At 64.5% G+C, this 24,247-nt stretch carries 21 protein-coding genes and 1 pseudogene; 9 read left to right on the top strand and 13 right to left on the bottom strand.

The window, feature by feature from the left end; all coding sequences use genetic code 11:
* Positions 1–3: 3 nt before the first annotated feature.
* A complete protein-coding gene (mqo, locus tag BJF89_RS04920; protein WP_139311884.1) occupies positions 4–1,485 on the bottom strand; it encodes a malate dehydrogenase (quinone) in 1,482 nt (493 codons plus the stop codon).
* A gap of 218 nt (positions 1,486–1,703) precedes the next feature.
* Here mqo and BJF89_RS04925 point away from each other — a divergent pair, with 218 nt between their 5' ends.
* The 3 genes and pseudogenes from BJF89_RS04925 to BJF89_RS04935 all read left to right on the top strand — a co-directional run bounded on the left by BJF89_RS04925 (position 1,704) and on the right by BJF89_RS04935 (position 5,206).
* Entirely contained in the window at positions 1,704–2,819 is a 1,116-nt protein-coding gene (locus BJF89_RS04925; RefSeq protein ID WP_255372492.1) for an alpha/beta hydrolase, read from the top strand.
* Complete coding sequence (gene mtr, locus BJF89_RS04930; protein ID WP_075813346.1) at positions 2,816–4,279, top strand: mycothione reductase; 1,464 nt, start codon at positions 2,816–2,818, stop codon at positions 4,277–4,279. Before BJF89_RS04925 ends, mtr begins: the two co-directional genes overlap by 4 nt.
* 59 nt (positions 4,280–4,338) lie before the next feature.
* Positions 4,339–5,206: pseudogene (locus tag BJF89_RS04935) on the top strand (SDR family oxidoreductase).
* 39 nt (positions 5,207–5,245) lie between these two features.
* On the opposite strand, the gene BJF89_RS04940 reads toward BJF89_RS04935, so the two are convergent.
* Positions 5,246–5,446, bottom strand: a complete 201-nt coding sequence (locus BJF89_RS04940) for a hypothetical protein (RefSeq protein ID WP_075812783.1) — start codon at positions 5,444–5,446, stop codon at positions 5,246–5,248.
* A gap of 402 nt (positions 5,447–5,848) precedes the next feature.
* Here BJF89_RS04940 and BJF89_RS04945 point away from each other — a divergent pair, with 402 nt between their 5' ends.
* Entirely contained in the window at positions 5,849–7,354 is a 1,506-nt protein-coding gene (locus BJF89_RS04945) for an MFS transporter (RefSeq protein WP_075813348.1), read from the top strand.
* 43 nt (positions 7,355–7,397) lie between these two features.
* Positions 7,398–8,018: a hypothetical protein gene (locus BJF89_RS04950; protein WP_075812785.1), complete on the top strand. Its 621-nt coding sequence runs from the start codon at positions 7,398–7,400 to the stop codon at positions 8,016–8,018.
* Positions 8,019–8,262: 244 nt separating this feature from the next.
* Here BJF89_RS04950 and BJF89_RS04955 read toward each other — a convergent pair whose 3' ends face one another.
* The 4 genes from BJF89_RS04955 to BJF89_RS04970 form a co-directional block, all read right to left on the bottom strand.
* Positions 8,263–8,817, bottom strand: coding sequence for a TM2 domain-containing protein (locus BJF89_RS04955; protein WP_083650501.1), 555 nt, complete (start codon positions 8,815–8,817; stop codon positions 8,263–8,265).
* Between the two features lie 151 nt (positions 8,818–8,968).
* Positions 8,969–9,469 carry a putative molybdenum carrier protein gene (locus tag BJF89_RS04960; RefSeq protein ID WP_075812789.1) on the bottom strand — a complete coding sequence of 167 codons (501 nt, stop codon included), beginning with the start codon at positions 9,467–9,469 and terminating at the stop codon, positions 8,969–8,971.
* 409 nt (positions 9,470–9,878) lie between these two features.
* Positions 9,879–10,796 (bottom strand): HipA domain-containing protein, encoded by a 918-nt coding sequence (locus BJF89_RS04965; protein ID WP_139311885.1) that lies wholly within the window; start codon positions 10,794–10,796, stop codon positions 9,879–9,881.
* A 297-nt stretch (positions 10,797–11,093) separates the two neighbouring features.
* Complete coding sequence (locus tag BJF89_RS04970) at positions 11,094–11,387, bottom strand: helix-turn-helix transcriptional regulator (protein ID WP_075812793.1); 294 nt, start codon at positions 11,385–11,387, stop codon at positions 11,094–11,096.
* 376 nt (positions 11,388–11,763) lie between these two features.
* Here BJF89_RS04970 and BJF89_RS04980 point away from each other — a divergent pair, with 376 nt between their 5' ends.
* Entirely contained in the window at positions 11,764–12,798 is a 1,035-nt protein-coding gene (locus tag BJF89_RS04980; RefSeq protein WP_075812795.1) for a DUF3375 family protein, read from the top strand.
* Here BJF89_RS04980 and BJF89_RS04985 read toward each other — a convergent pair.
* Complete coding sequence (locus BJF89_RS04985) at positions 12,770–13,126, bottom strand: exonuclease domain-containing protein (RefSeq protein WP_075812797.1); 357 nt, start codon at positions 13,124–13,126, stop codon at positions 12,770–12,772. The genes BJF89_RS04980 and BJF89_RS04985 overlap by 29 nt on opposite strands.
* A gap of 86 nt (positions 13,127–13,212) precedes the next feature.
* Positions 13,213–13,908 carry a histidine phosphatase family protein gene (locus tag BJF89_RS04990; protein WP_075812799.1) on the bottom strand — a complete coding sequence of 232 codons (696 nt, stop codon included), beginning with the start codon at positions 13,906–13,908 and terminating at the stop codon, positions 13,213–13,215.
* An 848-nt stretch (positions 13,909–14,756) separates the two neighbouring features.
* Between BJF89_RS04990 and BJF89_RS04995 the strand changes: the two genes are divergently transcribed.
* A complete protein-coding gene (locus tag BJF89_RS04995) occupies positions 14,757–16,715 on the top strand; it encodes a DUF2075 domain-containing protein (protein WP_075813350.1) in 1,959 nt (652 codons plus the stop codon).
* Positions 16,715–18,541 (top strand): DNA/RNA helicase domain-containing protein, encoded by a 1,827-nt coding sequence (locus tag BJF89_RS05000; RefSeq protein WP_075812801.1) that lies wholly within the window; start codon positions 16,715–16,717, stop codon positions 18,539–18,541. Before BJF89_RS04995 ends, BJF89_RS05000 begins: the two co-directional genes overlap by 1 nt.
* On the opposite strand, the gene BJF89_RS05005 is transcribed toward BJF89_RS05000, so the two are convergent.
* Genes BJF89_RS05005 through BJF89_RS05025 form a run of 5 tightly spaced genes read right to left on the bottom strand, consistent with a single transcriptional unit; the run spans position 18,533 to position 23,091 of the window.
* The gene (locus BJF89_RS05005) at positions 18,533–19,195 is read right to left on the bottom strand and encodes a 3-oxoacid CoA-transferase subunit B (RefSeq protein ID WP_075812803.1); all 663 of its coding nucleotides are present in this window, start codon (positions 19,193–19,195) and stop codon (positions 18,533–18,535) included. The two genes, BJF89_RS05000 and BJF89_RS05005, sit on opposite strands and share 9 nt — an antisense overlap.
* On the bottom strand, positions 19,192–20,013 hold the full coding sequence (locus tag BJF89_RS05010) for a CoA transferase subunit A (RefSeq protein WP_075812805.1): 822 nt from the start codon (positions 20,011–20,013) through the stop codon (positions 19,192–19,194). Before BJF89_RS05010 ends, BJF89_RS05005 begins: the two co-directional genes overlap by 4 nt.
* On the bottom strand, positions 20,010–20,342 hold the full coding sequence (locus tag BJF89_RS05015; RefSeq protein WP_075812807.1) for a hypothetical protein: 333 nt from the start codon (positions 20,340–20,342) through the stop codon (positions 20,010–20,012). Before BJF89_RS05015 ends, BJF89_RS05010 begins: the two co-directional genes overlap by 4 nt.
* Positions 20,342–21,697, bottom strand: a complete 1,356-nt coding sequence (locus BJF89_RS05020; RefSeq protein WP_075812809.1) for an acyclic terpene utilization AtuA family protein — start codon at positions 21,695–21,697, stop codon at positions 20,342–20,344. The genes BJF89_RS05015 and BJF89_RS05020 overlap by 1 nt, the downstream gene beginning before the upstream one ends.
* 20 nt (positions 21,698–21,717) lie before the next feature.
* Complete coding sequence (locus BJF89_RS05025) at positions 21,718–23,091, bottom strand: CitMHS family transporter (protein ID WP_075812811.1); 1,374 nt, start codon at positions 23,089–23,091, stop codon at positions 21,718–21,720.
* Positions 23,092–23,253: 162 nt separating this feature from the next.
* On the opposite strand from BJF89_RS05025, the gene BJF89_RS05030 reads away from it, so the two are divergent.
* Positions 23,254–24,213 (top strand): LysR substrate-binding domain-containing protein, encoded by a 960-nt coding sequence (locus tag BJF89_RS05030; RefSeq protein ID WP_075812813.1) that lies wholly within the window; start codon positions 23,254–23,256, stop codon positions 24,211–24,213.
* Positions 24,214–24,247: the final 34 nt, after the last annotated feature.

Below are 24,247 nucleotides of genomic sequence, written 5' to 3' on the forward strand. Positions count from 1 at the left end.
CTGCTACTTCTCGAGCTTCAGGGTCTTCTGGCTGCGCTCCCACTGCTCGTTGAACAGCGCGGTGTCCTTGGAGATACGGCCACCGTAGGACGGGATCATCTCCTTGAGCTTCGGAGCCCAGTCTGCCATCCGGTTACCGAAGCACCGCTCCAGCACCTCGATCATCGCCGAGGGGGCGATGGACGCTCCCGGGGACGCACCCATCAGACCGGCGATGCTGCCGTCACCGGAGTTGACCAGTGCGGTACCGAACTCCAGCGAACCGAACTTCGGCGCACCGATCGGCTTGATCACCTGGACGCGCTGTCCGGCGGTGACCAGCTCCCAGTCGTCGCCGTTGACGTTGGGCATGTACTCGCGCAGCGACTCCACGCGGGCCGCCTGGTCCTTGAGGACCTCCTCGACCAGGTACTTGGTCAGACCCATCTCCTGGACAGCCACACCCAGGTAGGACGGGATGTTGCCCGGGCGCAGGGACTTGAACAGGTCCAGGAAGGAGCCGTTCTTCAGGAACTTCGGGGTCCAGCCGGCGTACGGGCCGAAGAGCAGGCCCTTCTTGCCGTCAATGATGCGGGTGTCCAGGTGCGGTACCGACATCGGCGGAGCGCCCTTGGCGGCCTTGCCGTAGACCTTCGCAGAGTGCTGTTCGATGACCTCGTCGTTCGTGCACCGCAGCCATTCACCGGAGATCGGGAATCCCGCGTAACCGCGGATCTCCGGGATGCCGGCCTTCTGCAGCAGCGGCAGGGCCATACCTCCGGCGCCGACGAACACGAAGTTCGCACGCACGGTGGAGGTGTCCCCGTTGTGCAGGTTCTTCACCTCGAGCTTCCAGCCCGCACCGTCGCGGGAGATGTTGGTGACATTGTTGCCGTAGCGGACCTCGACGCCTTCGGCGGTGACGGCGTCCAGGTACTGGCGGGTCAGCGCACCGTAGTTGATGTCGGTACCGGCGTCGGTCCAGGAGATCGCGACCGGCTCGGAGAAGTCACGGCCGTCGGCCATGAGCGGGAGCTTCTCGCTGAAGACCTCCTCCGAGTCGGTGTACTGCATGTCCGGGAAGAGCGGGTGGTCCTTCAACGCCTCATAGCGGGCCTTGATGTAGTCCGCCTGTGCGGCACCGTGACCGAAGGACATGTGCGGGGTGCGGTTGATCCACTCGCTGGGCTCACCGAGGGTTCCGTTCTCCACGAGGTAGGACCAGAACTGGCGGGAGGCCTGGAACTTCTCGTTGATGCCGACAGCCTTGGAGATGTCGATCTTGCCGTTGACCTCGGGCGTGTAGTTGAGCTCGCACAGGGCCGAGTGGCCGGTACCGGCGTTGTTCCACGGGGAGGAGGACTCTGCACCGGGGACATCCATACGCTCGATGATCAGCTGGCTCCAGTCAGGCTGGAGCTGACGCAGCATCACGGACAGGGTGGTGGAGATGACACCGGCGCCGATGAGGGCGACGTCGACGTGATCATTCTGGGAAGGTGACACGTTAAGCTCAATCCTTTTCATCGCTGCTTGTTCGCCGCAGCCGGTGGCGTTCTGGGCACTGCCATAAGCCACACGCGGCGTCCACAATGGTGCGATGATACGTCCCACTGCGGCTACTGGTACAACCCGCCCCTCAGCCCGTGGCAACCTACGGTCGTCTTCTGAACCGGTTCCGATGCGTGACCTCCCGCCGTCGGGGAGCGATACACTGGCATCCCGTGAACGCCCTCAGCCATCAGAATCTCGCCACCGTACTTTCCCGCCCACTGGGACAAAGCGTCCATGAACTGGACTTTGAGCCGGATATCCTGGGTGACGGCTACACACGCCACACCGTCGGCTTCGGTGCCGACCCGGACGGGGAGCCCGACGGAGCACCGGGCACGGTGTGCTGCACGCTCGTCCGTTACCGTCCGACAGACACACCGGAATGGGGGGAGCGCCCCGCCGTCCTGTTCGTCCACGGAATGACCGACTTCTTCTTCCAGACCCACGTCGCCGAGCACTTCCACGGACTGGGCTACGCCGTTTACGGTATCGACCTGCGCAAGTGCGGGCGGTCGCACCGCGAGGGGCAGACCTGGCACCATGTGACCTCCCAGTCGCTCTACGACGAGGACCTGGCGGTCGCGCTGTCGCTGCTCAGCGCCGGGCACGGGTCCACCACGCTCGTCGGCCATTCGACCGGCGGGCTGGATGTGACGATGTTCGTATCCCGCCTGCATACAGCGATGCAGCTCGGTGACACCGCGCGCGCTGCACTGCACGCCAGTATCGACGCGGTGATCCTGAACAGCCCGTGGCTGGACCTGCAGTTCGACCGTGTGACGAACCTGATCATCCGCCGCATCCTCCCCCATGTCGCCCGGTTCTGGCCGACGTGGCACGTCCCCGGCGGCATCAACCCGACCTACGGGCAGACCCTGCACGTCTCGAAGCACGGCGAGTGGGACTACGACCTGGAGCTCAAGCCACCGCTCCCCCGTCCGAAACAGGTCAGTTGGCTGGTGGGTGTCAGCCGGGAGATCAACAAGCTGCACGGCGGGTCATTCTCCACCGGAGTCCCCACCCTGCTGTTGTGTTCAGATGCCGACAGCGCCGGAAAGATGGTGTCCGACGCTACCGGGACAGACGTGCCGGAGCAGCAGGCTTTCGTGACCGACACCGTGCTGAAACCGTCACAGATGCAGGCGGCCGCCCACCTGGTGGACCCGCACTGCGAGGTCCGCGTCATTCCCGGGGCGATGCATGACGTCTTTCTCTCGCGTCCGGATGTCAGGGCCACGGCGTTCGACGCCGTCGACGCGTGGGTGGACGTACCATCGGTGCCATGACTGACACGCCTGAACACTTTGACCTCATCATCGTCGGCACCGGCTCGGGAAATTCGATTCCCGAGGACCTGAACGACCGGAAGATCGCCGTCGTCGAGAAAGGTGTCTTCGGCGGCACCTGCATCAACGTCGGCTGTATCCCGACCAAGATGTACGTCTACGCCGCCGATGTGGCACGCGAGCTGGCGGATGCCGGCCGGTACAACCTCTATCCGATCGGCGGGGCGGCGGCCACTCCGATGCCGGTGGCCGGTTGGCGGGTGAACTGGGACGACCTCAAGGAGCGGGTCTTCGGAAAGCGGATCGACCCGATTTCCCGGGGTGGCGAGGAGTACCGGCGCGGTGACGAGACGCCGAACATCACCCTGTTCAGTGACATGGCCTCCTTCACCGGCGAGCGCACCCTGCGTATCGGTGAGGGCGACCGTGCCCGGACAATCACCGGCGACCAGATTGTCCTGGCCACCGGCACACGGACGTGGGTGCCGGAGGTGATCGAGGAATCAGGTATCCCCTACCGCACGAACGCCGACATCATGAGGATGGATGAGCTGCCCCGCACCCTGGTGATCCTGGGTGGCGGGATCATCGCGGTGGAGTTCGCCCACATCTTCTCGGCACTGGGCGTGGAGGTGATCGTCATCAACCGGTCGGGGTCCCTGCTACGCCGTTTCGATTCGACCGTATCCTCGAGATTCACCGAGTTGGCGGGGTCCCAGTGGACGAACCTGCTGGGACACACGGTCACCGGTGCCCGTGCCGAGGGTGGCCTTGTCACTCTGACGCTGGACGACGGCCGGGAGATCGACTGCGACGAGGTACTGCTCGCCCAGGGGCGCGTCCCCAACGGCGACCTGCTGAATGCCTCGGCCGGAGGTGTGGACCTGGCCGAGGACGGCAGAATCCTCGTCGACGACTACGGTCGCACGTCAGCGGACGGGGTGTGGGCACTCGGCGATGCCGCCAATGAGCTGCAGCTCAAGCATGTGGCGAACCAGGAGGCCCGCGCGGTCTTCCACAATGTAGCCAAGGTCGGCAAGGTCGGCGAGGTCGGCGCGCCGGAGGACGACCTGGAGAAGTTCAAGCACGACAACGTCCCGGGCGGGATCTTCACCCACCCTCAGATCGGGTATGTCGGCATGACGGAGGACGAGGCGCGAACCTGGGCACAGGAGAACGGCCGCACCGTGACCGTGAAGGTGCAGGAGTACGCCGATGTCGCCTACGGGTGGGCCATGGAGGACACCACCGGGTTCTGCAAGCTGATCGCGGACGCGGACTCGCACCGCCTGCTGGGGGCCCACATCATGGGCCCGCAGGCCGCGACGCTGATTCAGCTGCTGGTGACCGCCATCGAGTTCGACCTCGATCTCGCCGAGTTCGCCACCAGGCAGTACTGGCCGCACCCCTCGTTGAGCGAGCTGGTGGAGAACGCCGTCCTGGGCCTGGATCTGCGCTAGGTTTGTAGGGGAACCTAGTGTGGCGCCGGACCGATACCGGTCGCCGGAAGGGAACGACGATGCGGTGTGTGGTCACGGGAGCGGCATCCGGTATCGGGCGCGAGGTGGCGTTACTCCTGGCGCGTGAGGGACATGAGGTGATGATCACCGACCGGGACGAGGACGGTCTGGACGCGACGGCGCGTGACATCACGGAGATCCGTCCTGGGGCGTTGCTGGACGACCAGGCCCTGGACATCACCGAGATCGACGAGGTCCGTTCCTGGGCGTCGCGGATCACCGGTGAGTTCGGGGCCCCGGATGAGGTCTTCCATGTCGCCGGCATCGCGATCTGGGGTGATCCCCGCACCTGCCGCACGAGAAGTGGGCGAAGGTCATCGACGTCAACCTGATGGGCACAGTGCACATCGTCGAGACCCTCGTCCCGGCGATGACGGAGGCGGGGAGGATCGGGACGGGTCGGAGGGCGCGGCCACGCCGCCTGTGTTGCGTGTCATCGGCAGCTGGGATCATCGGACTTCCCTGGCACGCGGCGTACTCCGCCTCGAAGGGCGGTGTACTGGGCATGTGTGAGGTCCTGCGCTTCGACCTCGCCCGCACGGGGTGAGTGTGCATGTTGCCGTCCCCGGAGCGGTGGACACTCCCCTGGTACGCACCATCGACATTAACGGGGTGGACCAGAGCGCTGAGCGGGTACAGAAGGTCAAGAAGCTGTTCCAGGGGCATGCAGCGACCCCTCCACAGGCTGCGCAGAAGATCGTCGACGGGACACGGAAAGGCAGGTACCTGCTCTACACCAGCGGCGACATCCGGCTGGGACGTTGGGCGCAGGTCAATCTGCCGTGGGCGTACCGGGGAGTGATGCGGCTGCTGAACCGGGGACTACGCTGGGCCGCTGCAGACGCAGAACAGGGGCGCACCCGGTAGAAGAAGGTGCGCCCCTGTGCCGTTCCCGGACTGTCCGGCCTACTCGGAGGATCCCGAGCTGCCGATGACGTCGGCGATGGAGCCCGCGGTGCCCTGGTCGTGCTCGCCGCTGCCGATGCCGTTCTCCAGTTCCGCCGCACTGCCGCCGACGTTGTCGATCAACTGCTTGAAGCCCTGCCACAGGCCGTGGAGGAGGGTGGAGATGCCGTCGCCGAGGGAGCTGACGATGCTGGTGTCCATAAGAATTTACCTTTCAGGAAGTGGGAGAGAGCTGATTCTTTCAGTGTCTCAACTCAGAGCATAAACGGTACGGCACCGATGCGCCTTTCTTCGGTGAACGATAGTACCCCCGGGGTTATCGGCATCTTACGCAGGTGAATGCGTCCGTGGTCGACAGTGGACACCATCCGCGCCATGGCGCCGTAGACCTTAACGCCAACCGGCACAGCTTCAGCTGTACTGCGTAGACAATGTCGCTGTCCAACTCCGGGGCTTGACTATATAAATAAGCACGCTATAGTCTCGATCTTCGTCGCAATAATCAGGCACCTGACCGATGCCCCTCACCCCAGGGAAAGGAACCGCCCCAGGCCCACCCGCGCGAACCCCCACACCGGCCCCGGAAGGACAGTGAACCCGACCATGTTCGGAACTCCCCCGAAGACACAGACCCCCGCACGACGCTGGAAAGCCGATGACGTCACCGTCACCGAACCCGCCACCGTCAAGCGCGCCATCAACGCCGCCGCCATCGGAAACGTCACCGAGTGGTACGACTTCGGCGTCTACGGCTACCTCGCCCTCACCATCGAGGGGGTGTTTCTTCCCGAAGACTCCGGGCCCGCCGGCAAAATCATCGTCGCCGGACTCTTCGCGGTCTCGTTCCTCGTCCGCCCCATCGGCGGCCTGGTGTTCGGTCCACTGTCGGACCGGATCGGACGTAACCGCGTCCTGGCGATCACGATGATCATGATGGCCACCAGCACCTTCCTCATCGGCGTCATCCCGTCTTACGCCGCCATCGGCATGCTGGCCCCGTTCCTGCTGCTGGCCTGCCGCCTGCTCCAGGGATTCTCCACCGGAGGCGAGTACTCCAACGCGATGACGTTCATCTCCGAGTATGCGCCCGACCGCAAACGCGGCTACTTCGGCAGCCTGCTCGAAGTCGGCACGTTCGGTGGCTACATCCTCGGCGCCTCCGTCGCGGTCATCCTGGAATCTGTCCTGTCAGACGGCCAGATGCAGTCCTGGGGATGGCGCCTGCCGTTCTTCGTCGCCCTACCGCTCGGATTCGTCGGCATCTACCTGCGCACCAAGCTCAAGGACACCCCTGCCTTCGAACAGCAGGAAGCCGCGAAGGATGCCCCCGAGAGCCAGTCCCACGCAGCACGGGACTTCGAGGGCAACGAAGCGAAGAAGATTCTCTCCCTGTGGCCGTCGATCCTGGTGTGCTGTGGGCTGGTCATCGCATGGAACGTGACCAACTACATGTTGACGTCATTCATGCCGTCCTACTTCGACGAGGTCGGCAACCGGCAGGACGGCTACGAGATCTCCAGCCTGACCGCCAACGTCCTGGAGATCGCGGTGATGGCGGTGTGCCTGGTCCTGATCCCCGTCTTCGGAAAGCTCTCCGACCGGGTCGGGCGCCGTCCCGTCGTCCTGGCGGGTTGCCTGTCACTGATCGTCCTGTCCGTGCCCTCGATCCTGCTCATCCGCGTCGACAACCTGGCGTGCGTGTTTATCGGCCTGTTGATCATGGGGCTGTCCCTGATCTGTTTCAGCTCGATCATGCCGTCCACCCTGCCTTCACTGTTCCCCACCGTGGTCCGGGCCGGGGCGCTGGCCATCGCCTTCAACGTCTCGATCTCACTGTTCGGTGGCACGACCTCCACGGTGATGGAGGCGCTGATCGCGGCGACCGGCAACCTCATGTGGCCGGGGTTCTACCTCATGCTCGCCGGTGTGATCGGACTGGTCGCACTGCGCTTCCTGCCGGAGAGCAACGGTCGTCCGATGTGGGGGTCCAACCCCGCAGCGGAGACCGAGCAGGAGGCTGTGGTCCATGCCGAAGAACTCAACCGACAGATCGACGAGTTGGAGCACGAGGCCAATGACGCCAGCGGCGCGTCCGTCGGTGCGCGGTAGGAAGAGGCCGGACTGAGCGACGCGACTCTCCACCACCGGGGCCGTGTCCACCGCCGACCATGTCCCGGAGGGGCGGATACACCGTCCCGAGACAGAAGAAACCGCCGAAGACGACGGCGATGCAGTCACCCGGGCCTTTCACGACGCCTGGCTGGGCAGCGTGTCCACGAGCTTCCCCTGCGGCGTGGATCCCGCGACTATGTCGGTGCGCGCAGTCGCCCGGGGGCATGTGCCACCCGGCGTGATCGTGGTGCGGGTTCGCAGCGGCAACAAGCTCAAGACACCGCGGGCGTGGCCCGTCCCGCCTCCGACAGCGCCGACCCTCAACCGCCGGTTGGGACGGGTCCGTAAGAAATGGTCGTCGCCGACGTCGCAACTGCTCTGTAATCGAGTTCCCGAACTCGAGCAGCGTCCACGCCTGGTCAACGTGTACACCGATGCCTCCACCGCTCCCGGATCATCCTTCGCCGCCATCGGACTGGTGTGTCCGGAGCTCTCCATGATCGCCTCCGGGGTGCTGCCACGTGCACGGTCACGACAGAACCTCGATATCTCGGCTGCTGAGCTCACAGGTGTGGCGGCAGCGGCGCCGCTTTTCGACGGATTCGCGGACACGGTGGTGATCCACAGCGACTCCGTGGCCGCGGTAGCGTGGTGGGCGTAACCCGCTGCGGATTCCGGGCCGGCAGCTGTGTATCAAGGACAGTGTCGTCGCCGTGCAGCGTGAGGTGGAGCGGAACTCTCGTGGCGCAGTGCGCCCTGGGGCGAACCCGTGGAAACGCGGTCGGCGAAGTTTGCGGGTCTCGTCGAAGAAGTCACCGCCCGCTACTCCGGTCAGGACGTACGCCTGTCCGCCTGAACACGTCGTCCGGGAAGATCAGCCTGCTCCCCTGGCACGGTGGGAACCACTACACCAGCATGTAGCCCTCGCGGTCCCGACCATAGCGGCCGCTGCTGGTGAGGATCATGATGAACTCCACCATCGTCCAGATCCAGAGAGCTCCCATCATCAGGTAGCCCAGGATCGCGAGAAGCCCGCCGCCGATGATCATGTCCGCGTCCTCGTCAACGTAGTAGGTATCCCCGGAGTATGTCCTGACCATTTCGGTACCGGTACCCGCGATGGCGAGCGAATAACCCACGATCACGATCACCCAGGTGACGATGAGGAAGATCAACTGGGCGATCGCGCAGCCCTTGTTGCCGATGTAGAAGTTGTGGGCGCCGGTGCCGCCCAGGAAGAACGCCAGCAGCGCCGCCACGACCTTCTTCTTGGTGGACGGTGGCGGCGCGGGGTATCCCGGGTACATGGCGGCGCCCACGTAGGGGCCGGGCTGGGCAGGGTTGCCGTACTGGCCCGGGTACCCGGGCAGGCCGTTCCCGGGCCCATGAGGAGCGCCGTACGCCTGGGTCTGGTCTCCCGTGGCGGGGCTAGCGGGGCTACCGTAAGGACTGTCCTGCATAGGCTCCCCGGACCACCGTCCCACGGCACCATCTGCACTACGTTCATTGTCGGAGCCTTGAGAGCTCAGGAATCCCGGGCCAGTCACAGTGTGTTCTCCCACCTAGTATCGGAAATATAAGAGTGCGCACAGCCTATCGCGACAGCAGGATCTACCGGGCACCGGCCTCCAGGATCCCTGTGACCAGGCGGTAGCTGGCTGCGTACGCTCCTGCCCACTCGCTGGCGCGCGGTCCCGCGACATTCACCACGAGTCCGCTCCCCTGTTGTCGCAGCCACTCTGACACGTCGTGTACAACTACGGTCATATTGCTCCGGTCCCATGCTGAGGCATCGAGAACCAGGTGGGGACGCTGCCAATGGCGTGCGAATCCCACCGTCAGGTCGGTACCCGGCGACGTCCCGCCCGGAGCGGTCAGTATGAGCGAGATGTCACTGTCACGGACGTTCCACCCGGTGCGTTGCCTCGTCCCTGACGACGGAGTCTCCGTCAACTCCGGGTACTCCGCGAGGAGCCCCGGAGGTGCCGGGTGATCCTCCGCCCACCCGCCTGCAGGACACCAGCCCGCGACGGGAATATCAGCAGCTCGGGCAGCATCGAGCGCTCCCCTGTCGACACCTGACTGACCGCCGGAGCGGATGGTGGCGATCATCTGCGCTACTTTCCTCGGGTACACACGGAACTGGCATTCACAACAGATACACTAAGGGAAATCTGACCTTCAGGGTGGCCACCATCGCACACCTGCACCACATGGCCCTCCCCTCATTGAGTCGGCACTCAATCTAGCAGAGCCCGTCCCGCACCAGAATGCCGCCGATTCACTGAAGTTCCAAGACATTCATCCTGTTGCCCACGCTGGCAGCCGCGACGCTCACGCGGTTGTTGACTGGATCCGGCACGACAGACTACCGGCAATCCGTTCCACAAGTGAATGACTCCAATGAACCGTGTCGTCGAGCGGCGACACATCCCAGGATTGTCAGTGAGCGACACTGACCATCATGAGCTTGAGAGACGGCATCACCGTAGGCGTGCCCTCACACTTGCAACCAGTAGTCTCATTCCAGCCGGCCGACCCACCGCTCAGTCGTCTCCAGCAGCCGCGTCACCACGGAACTCCCGTACCTGCTGACGCTGTCCACGTCTGCCGCCGCATGCATACTATCGATGAGACGCGCCATCTGCCGATCAATCTCCGTGACCATCCAGTCAGGATCCACATGGAGGTGCATCGCCTCGTCAACCCACCGTCGGCGGGTCAGTAGGGACACCCGGAAGATGCCGTCGATCCCCATCGACAGATCGCCGGAACCCCCGTCGGTGTAAGCAAGATGGGAGTTGACGTCGTACAGCGGGGCAAGCCGCACGTTCCCACCACGCAGAACAACTGAGTAATTCCGCGCATGGGCGTCTGTTCCGCAGATCAACCAGTTGAAGGTCAACGCCTGGACAAGGCGCCGAGTGTCTTCATCGGCGTTACTGCTGAGATTCGCGATGAGTTCCGCCACCTCGCGTGCTCCCGCGCCCCACTGTGACTCATACTTTCTGAATGGCGGTGTCCCTGTTGCCTGGCACATATCCTCCTGGTGCACGCGGACCCACCGGCCGTCAGGAAGACGAGCGCGGTCGTAGCGTTCGACGACGAGACAGCGGAGACCGTCAAATTCACTGACGTCGACATGCGCTGCGCTCAACCCCAGTCGGCGAGCGGTGCCCATCGTAACGGCCTCGACAAGATCCTGGTCCTCCATACCGGGGTTTGCCGGCTTAAGGATGTGCGTCGACGGTGACGCACCGTGGGGGCTTGACCACACACTCCCGTCCTTCCGGAGGGCGATCTTCGCCTGCACACCGGCGAGTGAGAATTTTCCGTCCGGCACGGCTTCCGACGAGACCGGAAGATCCGCCATCGCTCTACGCAACATGTCGCCGATCTCGGAGTTGTCCACGGGTCGCAGGTCGCCACTGCGTGACAACGCTGCCTCCAGTCGCTCGGGACGGACAAACTGTGCCGCACCGGCAACATCCTCTCCGACAAAGCGCAGAAGTGCAAAGGTGCTTGAGTCCTTAGCTATGGAGAATCGTCGGCGCCATTGACGGAGAGCCTCGGGACGGTCCGGGCATAGTGACCGAGAGCGGAGTGAACGTCCCGACACCGGAATCCGAGTATCGCAGCCTCATCTTCTTCGGCCCGTTCCGCTGGATGTCGCCGACGACCCTGCCGTTCATTACGACGGCCAGGGTTTCTTCGGGGCGAGGGCCGAGCCGCGCGCTCAATGCTCCAGCGTCCTGTCAAGCAACTCATTCAGGTCAATGAGGTCGTCATCGGGGTCTGGGTGTGGCGCAGGCTCCGGCGACATCTCCACGGTAACCTCCAGGGCGCTCAACACCCGATAGACCATGTCCAACGGCGCAGTCCACTTGTCTCCCAACTCAAACGCATTGAGCCACTGGCGTCCAACCTTCGCCTTCGCCGCCAACGCTGACTGCGTGACCCCCAGCTCCAGACGGACATCCCTGAGCAGAGGCCCGAGATCGTCGGGGCGATGGACACTTATTGTCGTCATGCAGCGACAATACGATATGTCGCCGTATGGCGACTTGCACTCACGAGACGCCTGTCCTCCTCCCCGTGATGAGACCACATGGAACAATGGCGCCCATGAGCATCGAAGCCCGGGCACTGTCAGTGGCCCGCCTGCAGTAGGCGTCTCCCGCTGTCACGCTTCTGCGCAGTTCCATGGCCCCGGCGCTGCTGGCGATGGTCGACGAGCACTTCCTCCCAGGGCACCCGCCAACGCCCGGCGACCGAAGTATACGAACTTCTCAATGCAGACCTCCGCGCACTCACCGGTCACCACCCCGGCATCTTCGATCTGCCCCGCTCGGCAGCGACCGCCACCCGGGTGGAATCCTTGACCGACTCCCTGCGCAACCTGGCCCGTGACATCGACCCCGATATCGCTACGCGCCTGCAAACCCTGCAGGATCAACGCGATTGATCTCGACCGGCAGATCGAACGTGTCGAATACCGCGGCTACGAGGTCCTCGGTCCGTCCCAGGTCGCCGAGCGCGTCGCCGACATCCTCGACCAAGCGTCGGCGATCCCCGGTGACTTCGCCCGGGCGTCACGCGACCTGGAGGACCTGAACCGTTCACTGCGCCGGCAACTCCTCGACTCCGACTACTCACGCGGCGATGTCCTGGACGAGATCTTCGACGGAGTGGACCTCATCGGAGAGTCCGACGCCGAACGCAGTTTCAACGGTTTCTACCGTGTCCTGCTCGACAAGGAGCGAGCCGCGTGGATCCGACCGGCGGATCGACAACGTCCTCACCTCTCCGCAGGGCGCGGACCTCCCGACACTCGCAACTACGTGACCTCCGAAGAGTTCGCCGAGGACCGGCGCATGGTGGAACTCCTGCGGTCCGCCCGTACCGCCGCGGCAGACGCTGTCTCCGGCGGCGGGCAGGACGTCCGCACCTACCGGAAGATGGAGGCACCCCTGGTACGGATCGGTATGCCGGGGACGTCGGTGAGCACGCTGTCGCTGCGCAACCCCGGGGACGAGACGGTGGAAAACGCCCCCGGCACCGTCACCGAGGCGACCGTAGGCACCGCCGAACTGCTCGCCGCCGTCCGTGTCAGCGAGATCGATGTGGCGGAGCTGCACGACAACATCGATGCCACGCTGTCCGCGGACACAGGCCGGACCACTGCATCCGTCGTCACCGTCCTTCATCATCACCCCGCCAGCCAGGGCCTGGCATCCGTGGTCGGACCGCTGCACCTGGCGATCCGCCATGGCACACCCGCCGACGGAGTGGAGCGGGTCACCTGGGACGATGCCGACGGTCAGCGACGCACCGCCACCATCTCCCGCTGGATCTTCGCCGCAGACTCCCCAGGCACCCGAGACACCTCCAGAAACCGAGAGTCACGCATGACTATGCGTCGGAGAACGGTGAGCCTGTGAGACCGAGCCGGGAGAACTCGGCGCCGAGGAGCCGGGTGTCGAACGGCGCGTTGTGGGCGACGAAGACGCGACCGCTGAGTTGCTCGGCGAGTTCACCGGCAATGTCGCCGAAGGTCGGGGCATGCACCAGGACGCTGCCGCTGATGCCGTGGATCCGGGTCTTCCGAATGTCACGCTGACGGTTGACCAGCGTGGTCCAGCGGTCGGTGACAGTGCCGTCGGGGGCTGCATGGACGACGGCTACCTCAAGAATGCGTTCCCGGTTGCTGAATCCGGTGGTCTCCACGTCAACGACGGCGAAGGGGCTGCGATGAGTCTGAGTGGTCACCGAGAGGAAACTATATCGTGCAGGACGGACATGGAAGGCTGGTAGACCGTGGGTCTGCCCACCGTGAGCGGCCAGTTCCTACCTGCTCACTCACCGATCAGTGACGTGTCGTTCACCCTTTCGACAGACCACTCCCCGGCTGCGTAGACGAGCGTGGATACCGAAGCGTTCTTGATCGCTTCGTTGAACGGATGTCCCAGAGCATGCAGCACAACCAGGATGGTGACCCCGCTGGAGACAACGAGCACATTCTCATGCCCCCTGGTCCCTGCCTCAGCGACAATGTCCTCGAACTCCTGAAGCACACGGGCTGCCACCTCCCGTGCTGTCTCCGTCGGCATCGTCGGAACGGGATTCGCCTCCTCCAGAGACTCGAATAGTTTGAGGAGCACGGATTCTCCGTCAACCCTCTCCTCCAACCCCGCGAGCGAGTCGACGTTCGCCTGTGCGAGCACGGCGTCGTACATCACCCGGTTGGGGCCTCCCTCGAATCCTCCGAAAGACATCTCACGCAGGTTCGGCGTCACCGTCACCGGGATATCCACGCCCATAACGGCGAGAACCGTTTCCGCAGTTTCTCGGTGGCGAACCATGTCCGCGGAGTAGGCGGCGTCGATCGTCATGTCGGCATCGCTGAGTGCTGCACCCAGTCGGACCGCGTCCTCCTTACCCGCTGTTGTCAGCGGCGAGTCCGACCAACCCTGCACACGGTCCAACTCGTTCAGCCAGGTCCGTCCGTGCCGGGTCAGGTAGATCGTCACAGTCTGCGGCGCGTGCGTCATCGAGCTTCTCTCATTCAGTCGGTCTCCTCTTTCCGGTACCGGCTGCGCCGGTGTTGTCCGCAACCACACTGTAGATCTCCTGCCCCTCACCTGCTGAGGCAGCCCACCATGGTCGACACACCACGCCGGTGCGGACAACTGGCACGGGCTGGTCGATGTCCGTAACGGACCATCCTTCGACTTTGTCGACACAGTTTCGGTCGTAAGGTCTACGCCCAAGGTGGAAAAGAGCCCGGGCGCCGGCACGACTCAAAGAAGAGCAAGGCAGTCGAGCTTCACGCGGAGGTCCTCGCGGTCACTCGCTACGAGTCCTTGAGGTGAACCGTCGATACCAATGGTGCTCCGTTCGGCCTTGCCTGCAACCGTGGCCACGAGTATCTCCGCGTCGAGGTGAAAGGGAACAACTGGCGGTGCCGGCGAAGTCGAACTCACAGTTAATGAGGTCTCCAGTGCGCGGGAACACCCATCGGAACTCTTCGTGGTATCCAACATCCATGCGGCGAAGAAAACCGGCGTCGACGGAGGGACCTTTTTTACCCCACCGGTGGTGGCGAGGCGCGGATCCTCCGGAACTGGCAGCCCGACGATGCAGACCTGGTCGCCAGCAAATACCGTTACCGAATCCCTGATGACCAGGCTGAGTCCCTTTCAACCACGGACTCTGACGCATAGGGGCAGACCGGCAGGTAGTGTGAATCGGGTAAGAGCGACCCGACAGGCTTCCGCTGGGACATGCCTCCACGTCGCACGAGATTTCGTGCTGCCTGGAGAAAGACTTGCCCCTGCTCCGGACCTCAGGTTCCGACATCCTGAACAACTTCGCGGGTCCCACCGCCCTCGTTAACGCCATGACCACCAAGGCTTACTTCGACGGTCACGGCCGGGTTTCGCCGGCCGAGGAGCGATCCTGGGCTGCCAGCATCCCGGCACTCGCCTCGGTACTGGATCAGGCCGGGCTCGGCTGTGTCCCGGTTCTGTTGGAGCACCAGCTCCCGCTGACCTCGAAGCGTGTGGACGCGATTATCGCCGGGACGCATCCTGTCACGGGTCAGCCGTCCTATATCGTCGTCGAGCTGAAGCAGTGGTCACGTGCCGCACTCTTCGAGGACAGCACCGAACTGGTGGAGATCCCTGGCATCCTCGGCCCACCCCGCTCACACCCTGTCCTCCAGGTCGACGACTACCGGTCGTATCTCACGGGCTTCGCCACCGTCCTTGCTGGTCATCCCGAACGCGTCCACGGGGTCGCCTACCTGCACAACGCGACATCGCGCACCGACATCGACGGGTTGGATGACCTCCACCCGACTACTGTTCCTGAGTCGGCGACACGGTTGTTCACCGGTGCCGACATCGGCGCATTCAGCGACTTCCTCACCTCACGGATCGCGCCGTCCGACGCCTCCTCACCGGCGGACGAGCTGACGAACACCTCCTTCGCCCCGTCCCGCCAGTTGCTCGCCCACGCTGCGACAGAGATCCGGGAGCGCGAGGAATTCGTTCTGATCGACCGGCAGCACGACGCTGTACGCCTGGTCCTCCACCAGGTCAGGCAGGCCTACGAGTCGGACAACAAACGGGTCATCGTCGTCTCCGGTGGGCCCGGCTCCGGAAAGTCCGTGGTCGCCCTGTCCTTGCTCGGCGAACTCGCCCGTGACGGACGGCGGGTGCTCCACGCCACCGGCTCGAATGCCTTCACCCAGACCCTGCGGAAGGTCGCCGGGCACCGCAGCAAGGAAACCCAGCAGCTCTTCAAGTACTTCAACAGTTTCCAGGAGGCGGACAAACACAGTCTCGATGTGTTGGTCGCCGACGAGTCACACCGCATCCGCGAGACCTCCACCAGTCGCTACAGCCCGGCCCACCTGAGGGCGATGAAACGGCCACAGCTGGACGAACTGATCGACGTCGCCCGCGTACCGGTGTTCCTCCTGGACGAGAAACAGGTGGTCCGTCCTGGCGAGGTGGGGTCGCTCCATGAGATCTCCCGCTTCGCCGAGGACAAGGGGCTCGAGGTGATGCACGTTGAACTGGATGAACAGTTCCGGTGCGGCGGCAGCCTGGCCTACACGAACTGGGTGGAGAGCCTGCTACGGCTTGACACCGACGGTGGATCCGACGTCCGGGGTTCCAGGATTTCCGCCGCCGCGGGCACCACTGTGCGGAGCGATCTCGACTACGCCGAAGTGCACGGAGTCGCCCACCGCACCACCGACGAGGACGGGCCGCCGTTCCTGCCGCCGGACCCGCACGTGTCGGTGACGGTGGCAGAGTCACCGGAGCAGATGGAGTCGTTCCTCCGGAGGAAGCTGGATGAAGGCTACTCGGCGAGAATGTCAGCCGGTTTCTGCTGGCACTGGTCGAAACCGAGGAAGGGTGACCACGACCTCGTCAACGATGTCCAGCTCGGCGACTGGTCGCGCCCGTGGAACAACCCCGAGGACCGGAAGGTCGGTGACGCTCCCCCTCGTTTCCGGTGGGCTACTGGCGACGGTGGTTTCGGACAGATCGGGTGCATCTACACCGCACAGGGCTTCGAGTACGACTGGTCGGGTGTGATCATCGGCCCTGACCTGGTGTGGAGGGACGGCGACTTCATCACGGTCCGGGCCCACAACGCCGACCCCGGACTGGCGAAGAAGGACCTCACCGACGACGAGTTCGACACCCTCATCCGGCACGTCTACAAGGTGCTCCTCACCCGCGGGATGCAGGGGACAGTGATCTACTCCCCCGACCGGCAGACCCGTAACGCGTTGAGGCGGCTGGTCAACGACCACGACGACCACGGTAAGGAGGCAAACTGATGTCTTCCTCCGCACCGTCGGACTCCCCGTTGACCGCACATTCCTACGAGATCAGGACGTACGCGTTCTCGCAGGACGGACACCGCGCCCTTCATCTTGACACCACGATGCACGACTGGCCTGTGGTGTACGTGCTGCACCGGCCCGCCACCTCGTCCAAGGGCCAGGGCGAGGTCTACATCGGCGAATCGCTGAACATGGACAAGCGTTTCGGTGACCATCTGAAGAACGAGGCGAAAGCGCACCTCGACGTGGCCGAGGTCATTGTCGACGACACCTTCAACAAGTCCTCCTGCCTGGACCTGGAGTCTTTCCTGATCAACCTCAGTTCGGGAGACGAGTCGAACAGGACGCTGAACAGCAATGCCGGTCAGCAGGAGAAGAACTACTACAACCGCTCGTACTACCAACTGCGGTTCCGGGAGATTTTCGACGATCTCCGGGCGAAAGGCATCTTCTCGAAGTCGATCCAGCAGATCGAGAACTCCGAGATGTTCAAGTATTCGCCGTTCAAGTCACTCAATGAGGACCAGATGTCGGTGGTCAGCGACATCCTGGACGGGCTGGTCGAGGACTTCGCGTCACCGCCCGACGAAAACCAGGTCGCCGTGGTGCAGGGGGACCCGGGAACGGGAAAGACCATCGTCGCCACCTTCCTGATGAAGCTACTGGCAGACCTCGGTTCCTTCGTCGACGACACGGACGAGAAGAGAGAGTCGCTCTTCGAAGACTTCTACCTGGACGACGTGCGGGCGCTCTTCCGGAACAGGAGGATCGGACTGGTGGTTCCCATGCAGGATCTGCGTAAGACACTGACCCGGGTCTTCGCCTCAACCCCGGGACTGTCTGCGGAGATGGTCCGCAGCCCACGCGAAGTGGCCCTTGATGCTGAACGCTATGACCTGTTGATCGTGGATGAGGCCCACCGTCTCAGCCAGTTCGGAGCCCAGTCGATCGGCGCGTTGACCAAGGAGTTCCGCGAGATCAACGAGAGGCTCTTCCACGGTGAGCGTCCGGCGGCGTCCCAGTTGGACTGGCTTCGGGAGCGGTCGGACAACACCATCCTGTTGGTGGACACGTCCCAGACGGTGAAACCGATCGACCTGTCGACGTCGGTGTTGCGGGCACTCATCGATGCCCGGGATGCTGATCACAGGCGCGAGTATGTGCTGCATTCGCAGATGCGTTCAATCGGCGGCAATGACTACATCGACTACGTCAAGCAGGTGCTCTCGTCCTATCCACCGGAGGCGCGGACGGACTTCGGCCCCTATCAGATCGGTCTCGTCGACGATCCACGTACTCTCGTCGACCTGATTCGGACGAAGAATGATGCCCACGGGTTGTCCAGGGTGGTGGCGGGCTATGCCTGGGACTGGGTGAGTAAGAAGAACCCGGAGAAGTTCGACATTCACCTCGACCACGGCGTGCAACTGAGGTGGAATTCGACGGTCACCGACTGGATCAATTCGTCGAAGTCCTCCGACGAGGCCGGGTCGATCCACACTGTCCAGGGGCACGACCTGAACTACGCAGGCGTGATCTTCGGTCGGGATCTGCAGTACGACCTCGAGAATGAGCGACTGATCGTCAGTCGCGAGGACTACCGGGACAAGACGGGCAAGCGGAACAACAAGCTCGCCGGTCGCGACACCACCGATGAGATGTTGCTGGAGTTCGTCACGAACATCTACTACGTACTGATGACCCGCGGGGTCCACGGGACCTTCATCCATGTGGTTGACCCCGGCTTGCGCGAGTACCTGGGCAGGTATTTTCCGGTGTTAACCCCGAGAGCGGAAAGTCCCAATTGGACGTTACGATAGTTCCGAGGTAGTCAGCTCCACACCCGTGGCCACCACGACCTCCTCCACCGTCACTCCCGGCGCGACTTCCCGGAGAACGAGTTGTCCACCCAGCCCAGAACCACCGTCCCGCACCACGTCAATGACCGCCATGTCGGTGATGATGCGGTCGACCACGCCCTGTCCGGTCAGTGGCAGCGTGCATTCGGGCAGGATCTTCGGCGAACCGTCCTTCGCCACATGGTTCATCAGCACAATCACCTTCCGCGCACCGTGTACCAGATCCATGGCCCCGCCCATGCCCTTGACCATCTTGCCGGGCACCATCCAGTTGGCCAGGTCCCCGTGCCGGGAGACCTCCATTCCTCCCAACACCGCGACGTCCACGTGTCCCCCGCGGATCATGCCGAAGGACAGGGAGGAGTCGAAGAATGCCGCACCCGGGTTCACGGTCACCGTCTCCTTGCCCGCGTTGATGAGATCGGGGTCCAGCTCCGTCGGTGTGGGGTACGGTCCGGTGCCGAGGATGCCGTTCTCGCTGTGCAGGACAACGTGCACGTCCTCGGGCAGGTGGTTCGGGATCAGCGTGGGCATGCCGATACCGAGGTTCACGTACTGCCCGTTCTCGAGTTCCTGCGCGGCGCGTGCCGCCATCTGTTCTTTCGTCCAGCTCATCGCTTCTGCTCGCTCTCGTGGTTGTCGTCCCGCACGGTCCGCTTCTCGATCCTTTTTTCCTGCGGACCGGTCTCCACGATGCGTTGCACGAAGATGCCGGGCAGGTGGACCTGCGCCGGATCGATCTCGCCGGGTTCCACGAGTCGCTCCACCTCGGCGATGGTGACCGTTCCCGCCATGGCGCACAGGGGGTTGAAGTTCATCGCGGATTTCGCGAACACCAGGTTGCCTTCGGTGTCGCCGATCTCGGCGTGGATCAGGGCGACGTCCGCGGGCAGTGCCTCTTCCAGGACGTACCGGCGTCCGCCGAACTCGCGGACCTCCTTGGGCGGGGAGGCGACGGCGACCGAGCCGTCCTCCCGGTACCTCCACGGCAGTCCGCCGTCGGCGATGGGTGTGCCCACCCCGGCGGGGGTGTAGAAGGCCGGGACGCCGATACCAGCGGCACGTAGCTTCTCTGCCAGAGTGCCCTGCGGGGTCAGTTCAACCTCGAGTTCCCCGGCGAGGTACTGGCGGGCGAACTCCCTGTTCTCCCCCACGTACGATGCGACGACACGGCGGACCTGGCGGTTGTTGAGCAGCAGGCCCAGACCCCAGTCGTCGACGCCGCAGTTGTTGGAGTAGATCTCCAGGTCGCCGACGCCGGTGTCGACGAGGGCGGCGATGAGGTTGTCGGGGATGCCGTTGAGTCCGAAGCCGCCGACGGCGAGCCGGGCGCCGTCGGCGATGTCGCGGACGGCCTTCTGCGGTGTCGCGACGACTTTCGCTGTGAGGCTGGTGGGGCGGGTGGAGTGCGTGGAGTGAGGCGAGTCGGTCATCGTTGTTCTCCTTCTCGGTCGTCGTGCTCACGGATCGGGAGGGTGAGCATGTGGTAGCTGAGTGTCTTCCCGTGCCCGTCGAGCACCGGGGAGCCGGTGACGCCGCCGCCGAGCACGCCGCGCAGCTCGCAGACGAAGGATTCGACGGTGGCCACGTCCCGGACGGTGACGTCCCGGACATCGCAGCAGAAGTGCTCTCCCACAGCGTCTTCGGTGAGGTGTGCGCGCAGCTGCCGGTAGTTGTGAGGGGTGCGGGGCAGGACGGCGACGATGAGGGTGTCACCCTTGTCGCCGGTGCGCGCGTCGGCGTAGTCGTCGAGCGTGTTCATCAGCGGTCTCCTTTCACGGTGGTGACTCGGGCGGCGATACGTTCGCGGGGCAGCAGTGCCGATCGGATGGCGAGGACTTCACTGCTCGCGGTGCGTGCTCCCCCACCGGCGGCGGGTCCGGCACAGTAGAGCGCCTCGACCTCCCAGCCGATCGCGCGGGCCTGAGTGTCGGTGTCGACGCGTGCGGCCACGCGCAGGCGGACCTCCGGTGGGTCGGGACGGTCCGTCGACGGCATCATGCCGCGGAAGGCGGCGCCGTCGCCGATGAACTCCACGCTGACGGTTGTCGGGTCGATGCCGTGGACGTGCTCCAGCCGGTGCCGGACGATGTCCCAGGCCATTTCCGCCCGCTGGCGGGCGCGGGGTCCGGCGTAGGTGATCTGCCCTTCACCGAGCCAGCCGCCCCGGAACCCCAGGGTGACTTTCAGGGTCCCGGTGCGGGGACGTCCGGTCGCCCCGCTGACCCGCACGGCGTCGGTTCCCACCTCCTCGAGGTGGACGCCGGAGAAGTCGGCAGTCACGTCCGGGGTGAGGTAGGCCGACGGGTCGGCGACTTCGTAGAGCATCTGTTCACGCACCGTCTGCCGGGTGAGCATGCCGCCGGTGTCGGCGAGTTTGCCGAGCACCGCAGTGCCGTCGTCGTTGATGTCGGCGAAGGGGAACCCGAGGTCCGCCATGCCGGGCACGGGCTTGGTCACCGGGTCGGCGAAGTAGCCGCCGGTGACCTGCCCGGCGCATTCCAGCAGGTGGCCGATGAACGTCCCGGCACCCAGGTGTCCCCAGTCGTCGAGGTCCCAGCCGAATTCGTGGACCATGGGTGCCAGGAACAGGGAGGGGTCGGCGAGCCGTCCGGTGACGATGACGTCCGCACCTGCCCCGAAGGCCGGGAGGACGTGCTCGACGCCGAGGTAGGCGTGCGCGGAGACCAGTCCGGCGTCGTCGGACGACAGCGGCCGGCCGGTCTCCCAGACGTCCGGGTCCTCCGAGCGGATCTCGGACAGCACGCTGTCGCCGGTCAGGTAGGCCACGGTGACCGGCCGGTCCGGCACCACCTCGGCGGCCACACGGGCGATCAGTCGGGCGGCGGCCTCGGGGTGCGCGGCGCCTGAGTTCGTGACCACGGTCGTTCCCTGTGCCACGGTGTGCGGCAGGACGGCGCGCATCCGGGTCTCCAGCAGCGGGTCATAGCCGGTGGCCGGATTGCTGAGCCGGCGGAGCTGCCCGGCGGCGACGGTGCGTTCCCCGAGGCACTCGAACACGAGGTAGTCGAGGTTCCCGTCCTTCGCGAGTTTCACGGCCGGGTCGAGGCGGTCACCGGCGAATCCTGCGCCGGATCCGATTCTGATGGTTGGCATCGAAGATATCTCCTAGAAAGCTAGAACGTCAGGGCGCCGGTGATGATCGCGGTCACGGTGATCACCAGGGTGGTTCCCCATGCCCAGAGGAATGTGAAGCGCTGGTGCTTGCCCAGTTCCACCTTCGCCATGCCGATCAGGATGAACGTGGAGGCGGTCAGCGGACTGAGTGGGAAGCCGGTGGTCATCTGCCCGGCGATGGCACCGCGGGCGATCATCGCCGGGTCGACGCCCATGACGTCGGCGGTGTGGGCGAAGACCGGCAGCACGCCGAAGTAGAATGCGTCCGGGGTGAACACCAGGCTCAGCGGCATTGACACGACCGAGACGAGGACGGGCAGGAATCCGCCGAAGCTCTCGGGGATGACGTCTGCCAGGCTCTGGGCCATGTTCTCGATCATTCCGGTGTTGCCGAGGATGCCGGTGAACACGCCGGCGGCGAAGACCATGGAGGTCACCAGGACCACGTTGGCTCCGTGCTCACGGAACAGCTGTTGCTGGTCCTTCCACTTCGGGATGTTCACGCAGGCGGCGATGGTGAACGCCACGATGAAGCAGACCTCCATCGGGACCGCGTGGGTGAACAACACGACGACCAGGATGAGGGTGAGGATCAGGTTGACCGCCATCCGCCACTTGGGGACCCCGTGGTCGCGGCGGGCATGGTCGGCGTGATCAGCGTGATCCTCCTCCGCGGGAGTATCGACGGTCCCGTCTTGCGCGGGGAGCTCGTCGCCTCCGGAGCCCACGGCCACCGGTGCCGGGGTGTCCAGGGAGATCGTCCCGAGACGCTTGCGCTCCATGCGCCCGATGAGGTAGCTGGCGAACAGGACCCATACCCCGCCGGCGATCATGGGGATGATCATCGGGGTGAAGACCTCACCCGCGGTCATGTCCAGCGCGGCCATGGCGCGCAGTGTGGGACCGCCCCAGGGCAGGATGTTCATCAGGCCGGCACCGAGAGCGACGATGGCGGTGAGTGCCAGCGGTCGCATACCGATGCGCCGGTAGATCGGCAGGAAGGCCGAGAGGGTGATCAGGAACGTCGCCGCGCCGTCGCCGTCGAGGTGGACACACATCGTCACGACCGCCGTGCCGATGGCGATCTTCACCGGGTCACCTTTGGCCCAGCTGACCATCCGTCGGATCAGCGGGTCGAACAGACCTGCCTCCATCATGACGGCGAAGAACAGGATGGCGAAGGTCATCATCACCGCGATGGGTGCGACCTGCAGCAGACCGTCGCCGATGAACTCTCCGAGGTCGCCTCCCTGTCCGGCGAGGACCGCGAAGATGATCGGCACGAGCACCAGACCCACCAGGACCGAGGTCCGGGTGAACAGGGTCAGCGCCAGGAAGATCCCCACCGTGAGGAATCCGAACAGAGCAAGCACGTGGCTCTCCTATCGACGTAATGGCGACCCCGTGGTCTGTATCAGCCTGTGGCAGTCTTTGACGGCCGGTGACTGCCTGTGACCTGGGTCGCGTGGACGTCCTCAGTATGAACAATCCCATTTAGTTGCGTCAAACAACAATATTGCATAGATTCTTGCGGTATGCGGATAACTGACATCACAGTCGACCAGATGCGGGTCATCGCGTGTGTCGCCGACCAGGGAGGTTTCACCCCCGCCGCCGAACGGTTGAGCCAGTCCCAGTCTTCCCTGAGCAGGATCGTCTCGCAGGTGGAGAAGGCTGCCGGAACCCGACTGTTCGAGAGGACCACACGCAGCTTCGCCCTCACCGACGCCGGCACCGAGTTCCTGCGTGCTGCGCGGGTGATCCTGCAGACCTATGACCGCGAGATAAACAACGTCGCCAGTTACATCAACGGTCCCAACGGCCGTCTGCGTCTTGCCACGCTGCCGTCACTGGCGGCGACACTCCTGCCCCCGTTCATCGACCGGTTCCGACGCGCGTTCCCCAACGTCAGCATCAACCTCCAGGACCTCATGGCGGCCAATATCATCGAGGAATGCCGCTACGGCTCCGTGGACCTCGCCATCACCGCCGAGGACCCGGAACTCATCGGAGGCCTTCCGGAGCACTTCCACTTCTCCCCCATCGCCGAGGAGCGCTTCGCCTGCATCCTGCCCGCCACGCACGCCCTGGCCCAGAAGCCCGGCATCGACTGGGACGATCTGGCGGGACGCTCCTTCGTCTCCTTCACCGAGGCCAGCTCGGTCCGACGCATCACCGACCGCGAACTGGCGGCGCGGGGCATCCACCCGTCCCAGACAGTGACCGCCGGGACGATCTCCGCGGTCACGGGGCTGTGTGCGGCGAACCTGGGGATCTCCGCGGTCCCCGGTTTCGTGATCCCGATGACCCGCGTGCCGGGCGTCGCCCTCCGCCCGTTCCGGGGGGAGCCGGTCACCCGAAGAATCGGGGTCCTGGTGGACACCACGCGCAGACTCTCCCCCGCCGCCGAAGAGTTCCTGGCGCTCATCACGACCACACCGCCGGACGAGGTGTCGCTGCCGGACTTCACCACCTGGACGGGATTGTCCGGTTAGGTAACCTGTCCCCCACTGACCCATCAGGAAGGAC

This window comes from Corynebacterium sp. CNJ-954, assembly GCF_001942345.1.
In the GTDB taxonomy this organism is placed as follows: Bacteria; Actinomycetota; Actinomycetes; order Mycobacteriales; family Mycobacteriaceae; genus Corynebacterium.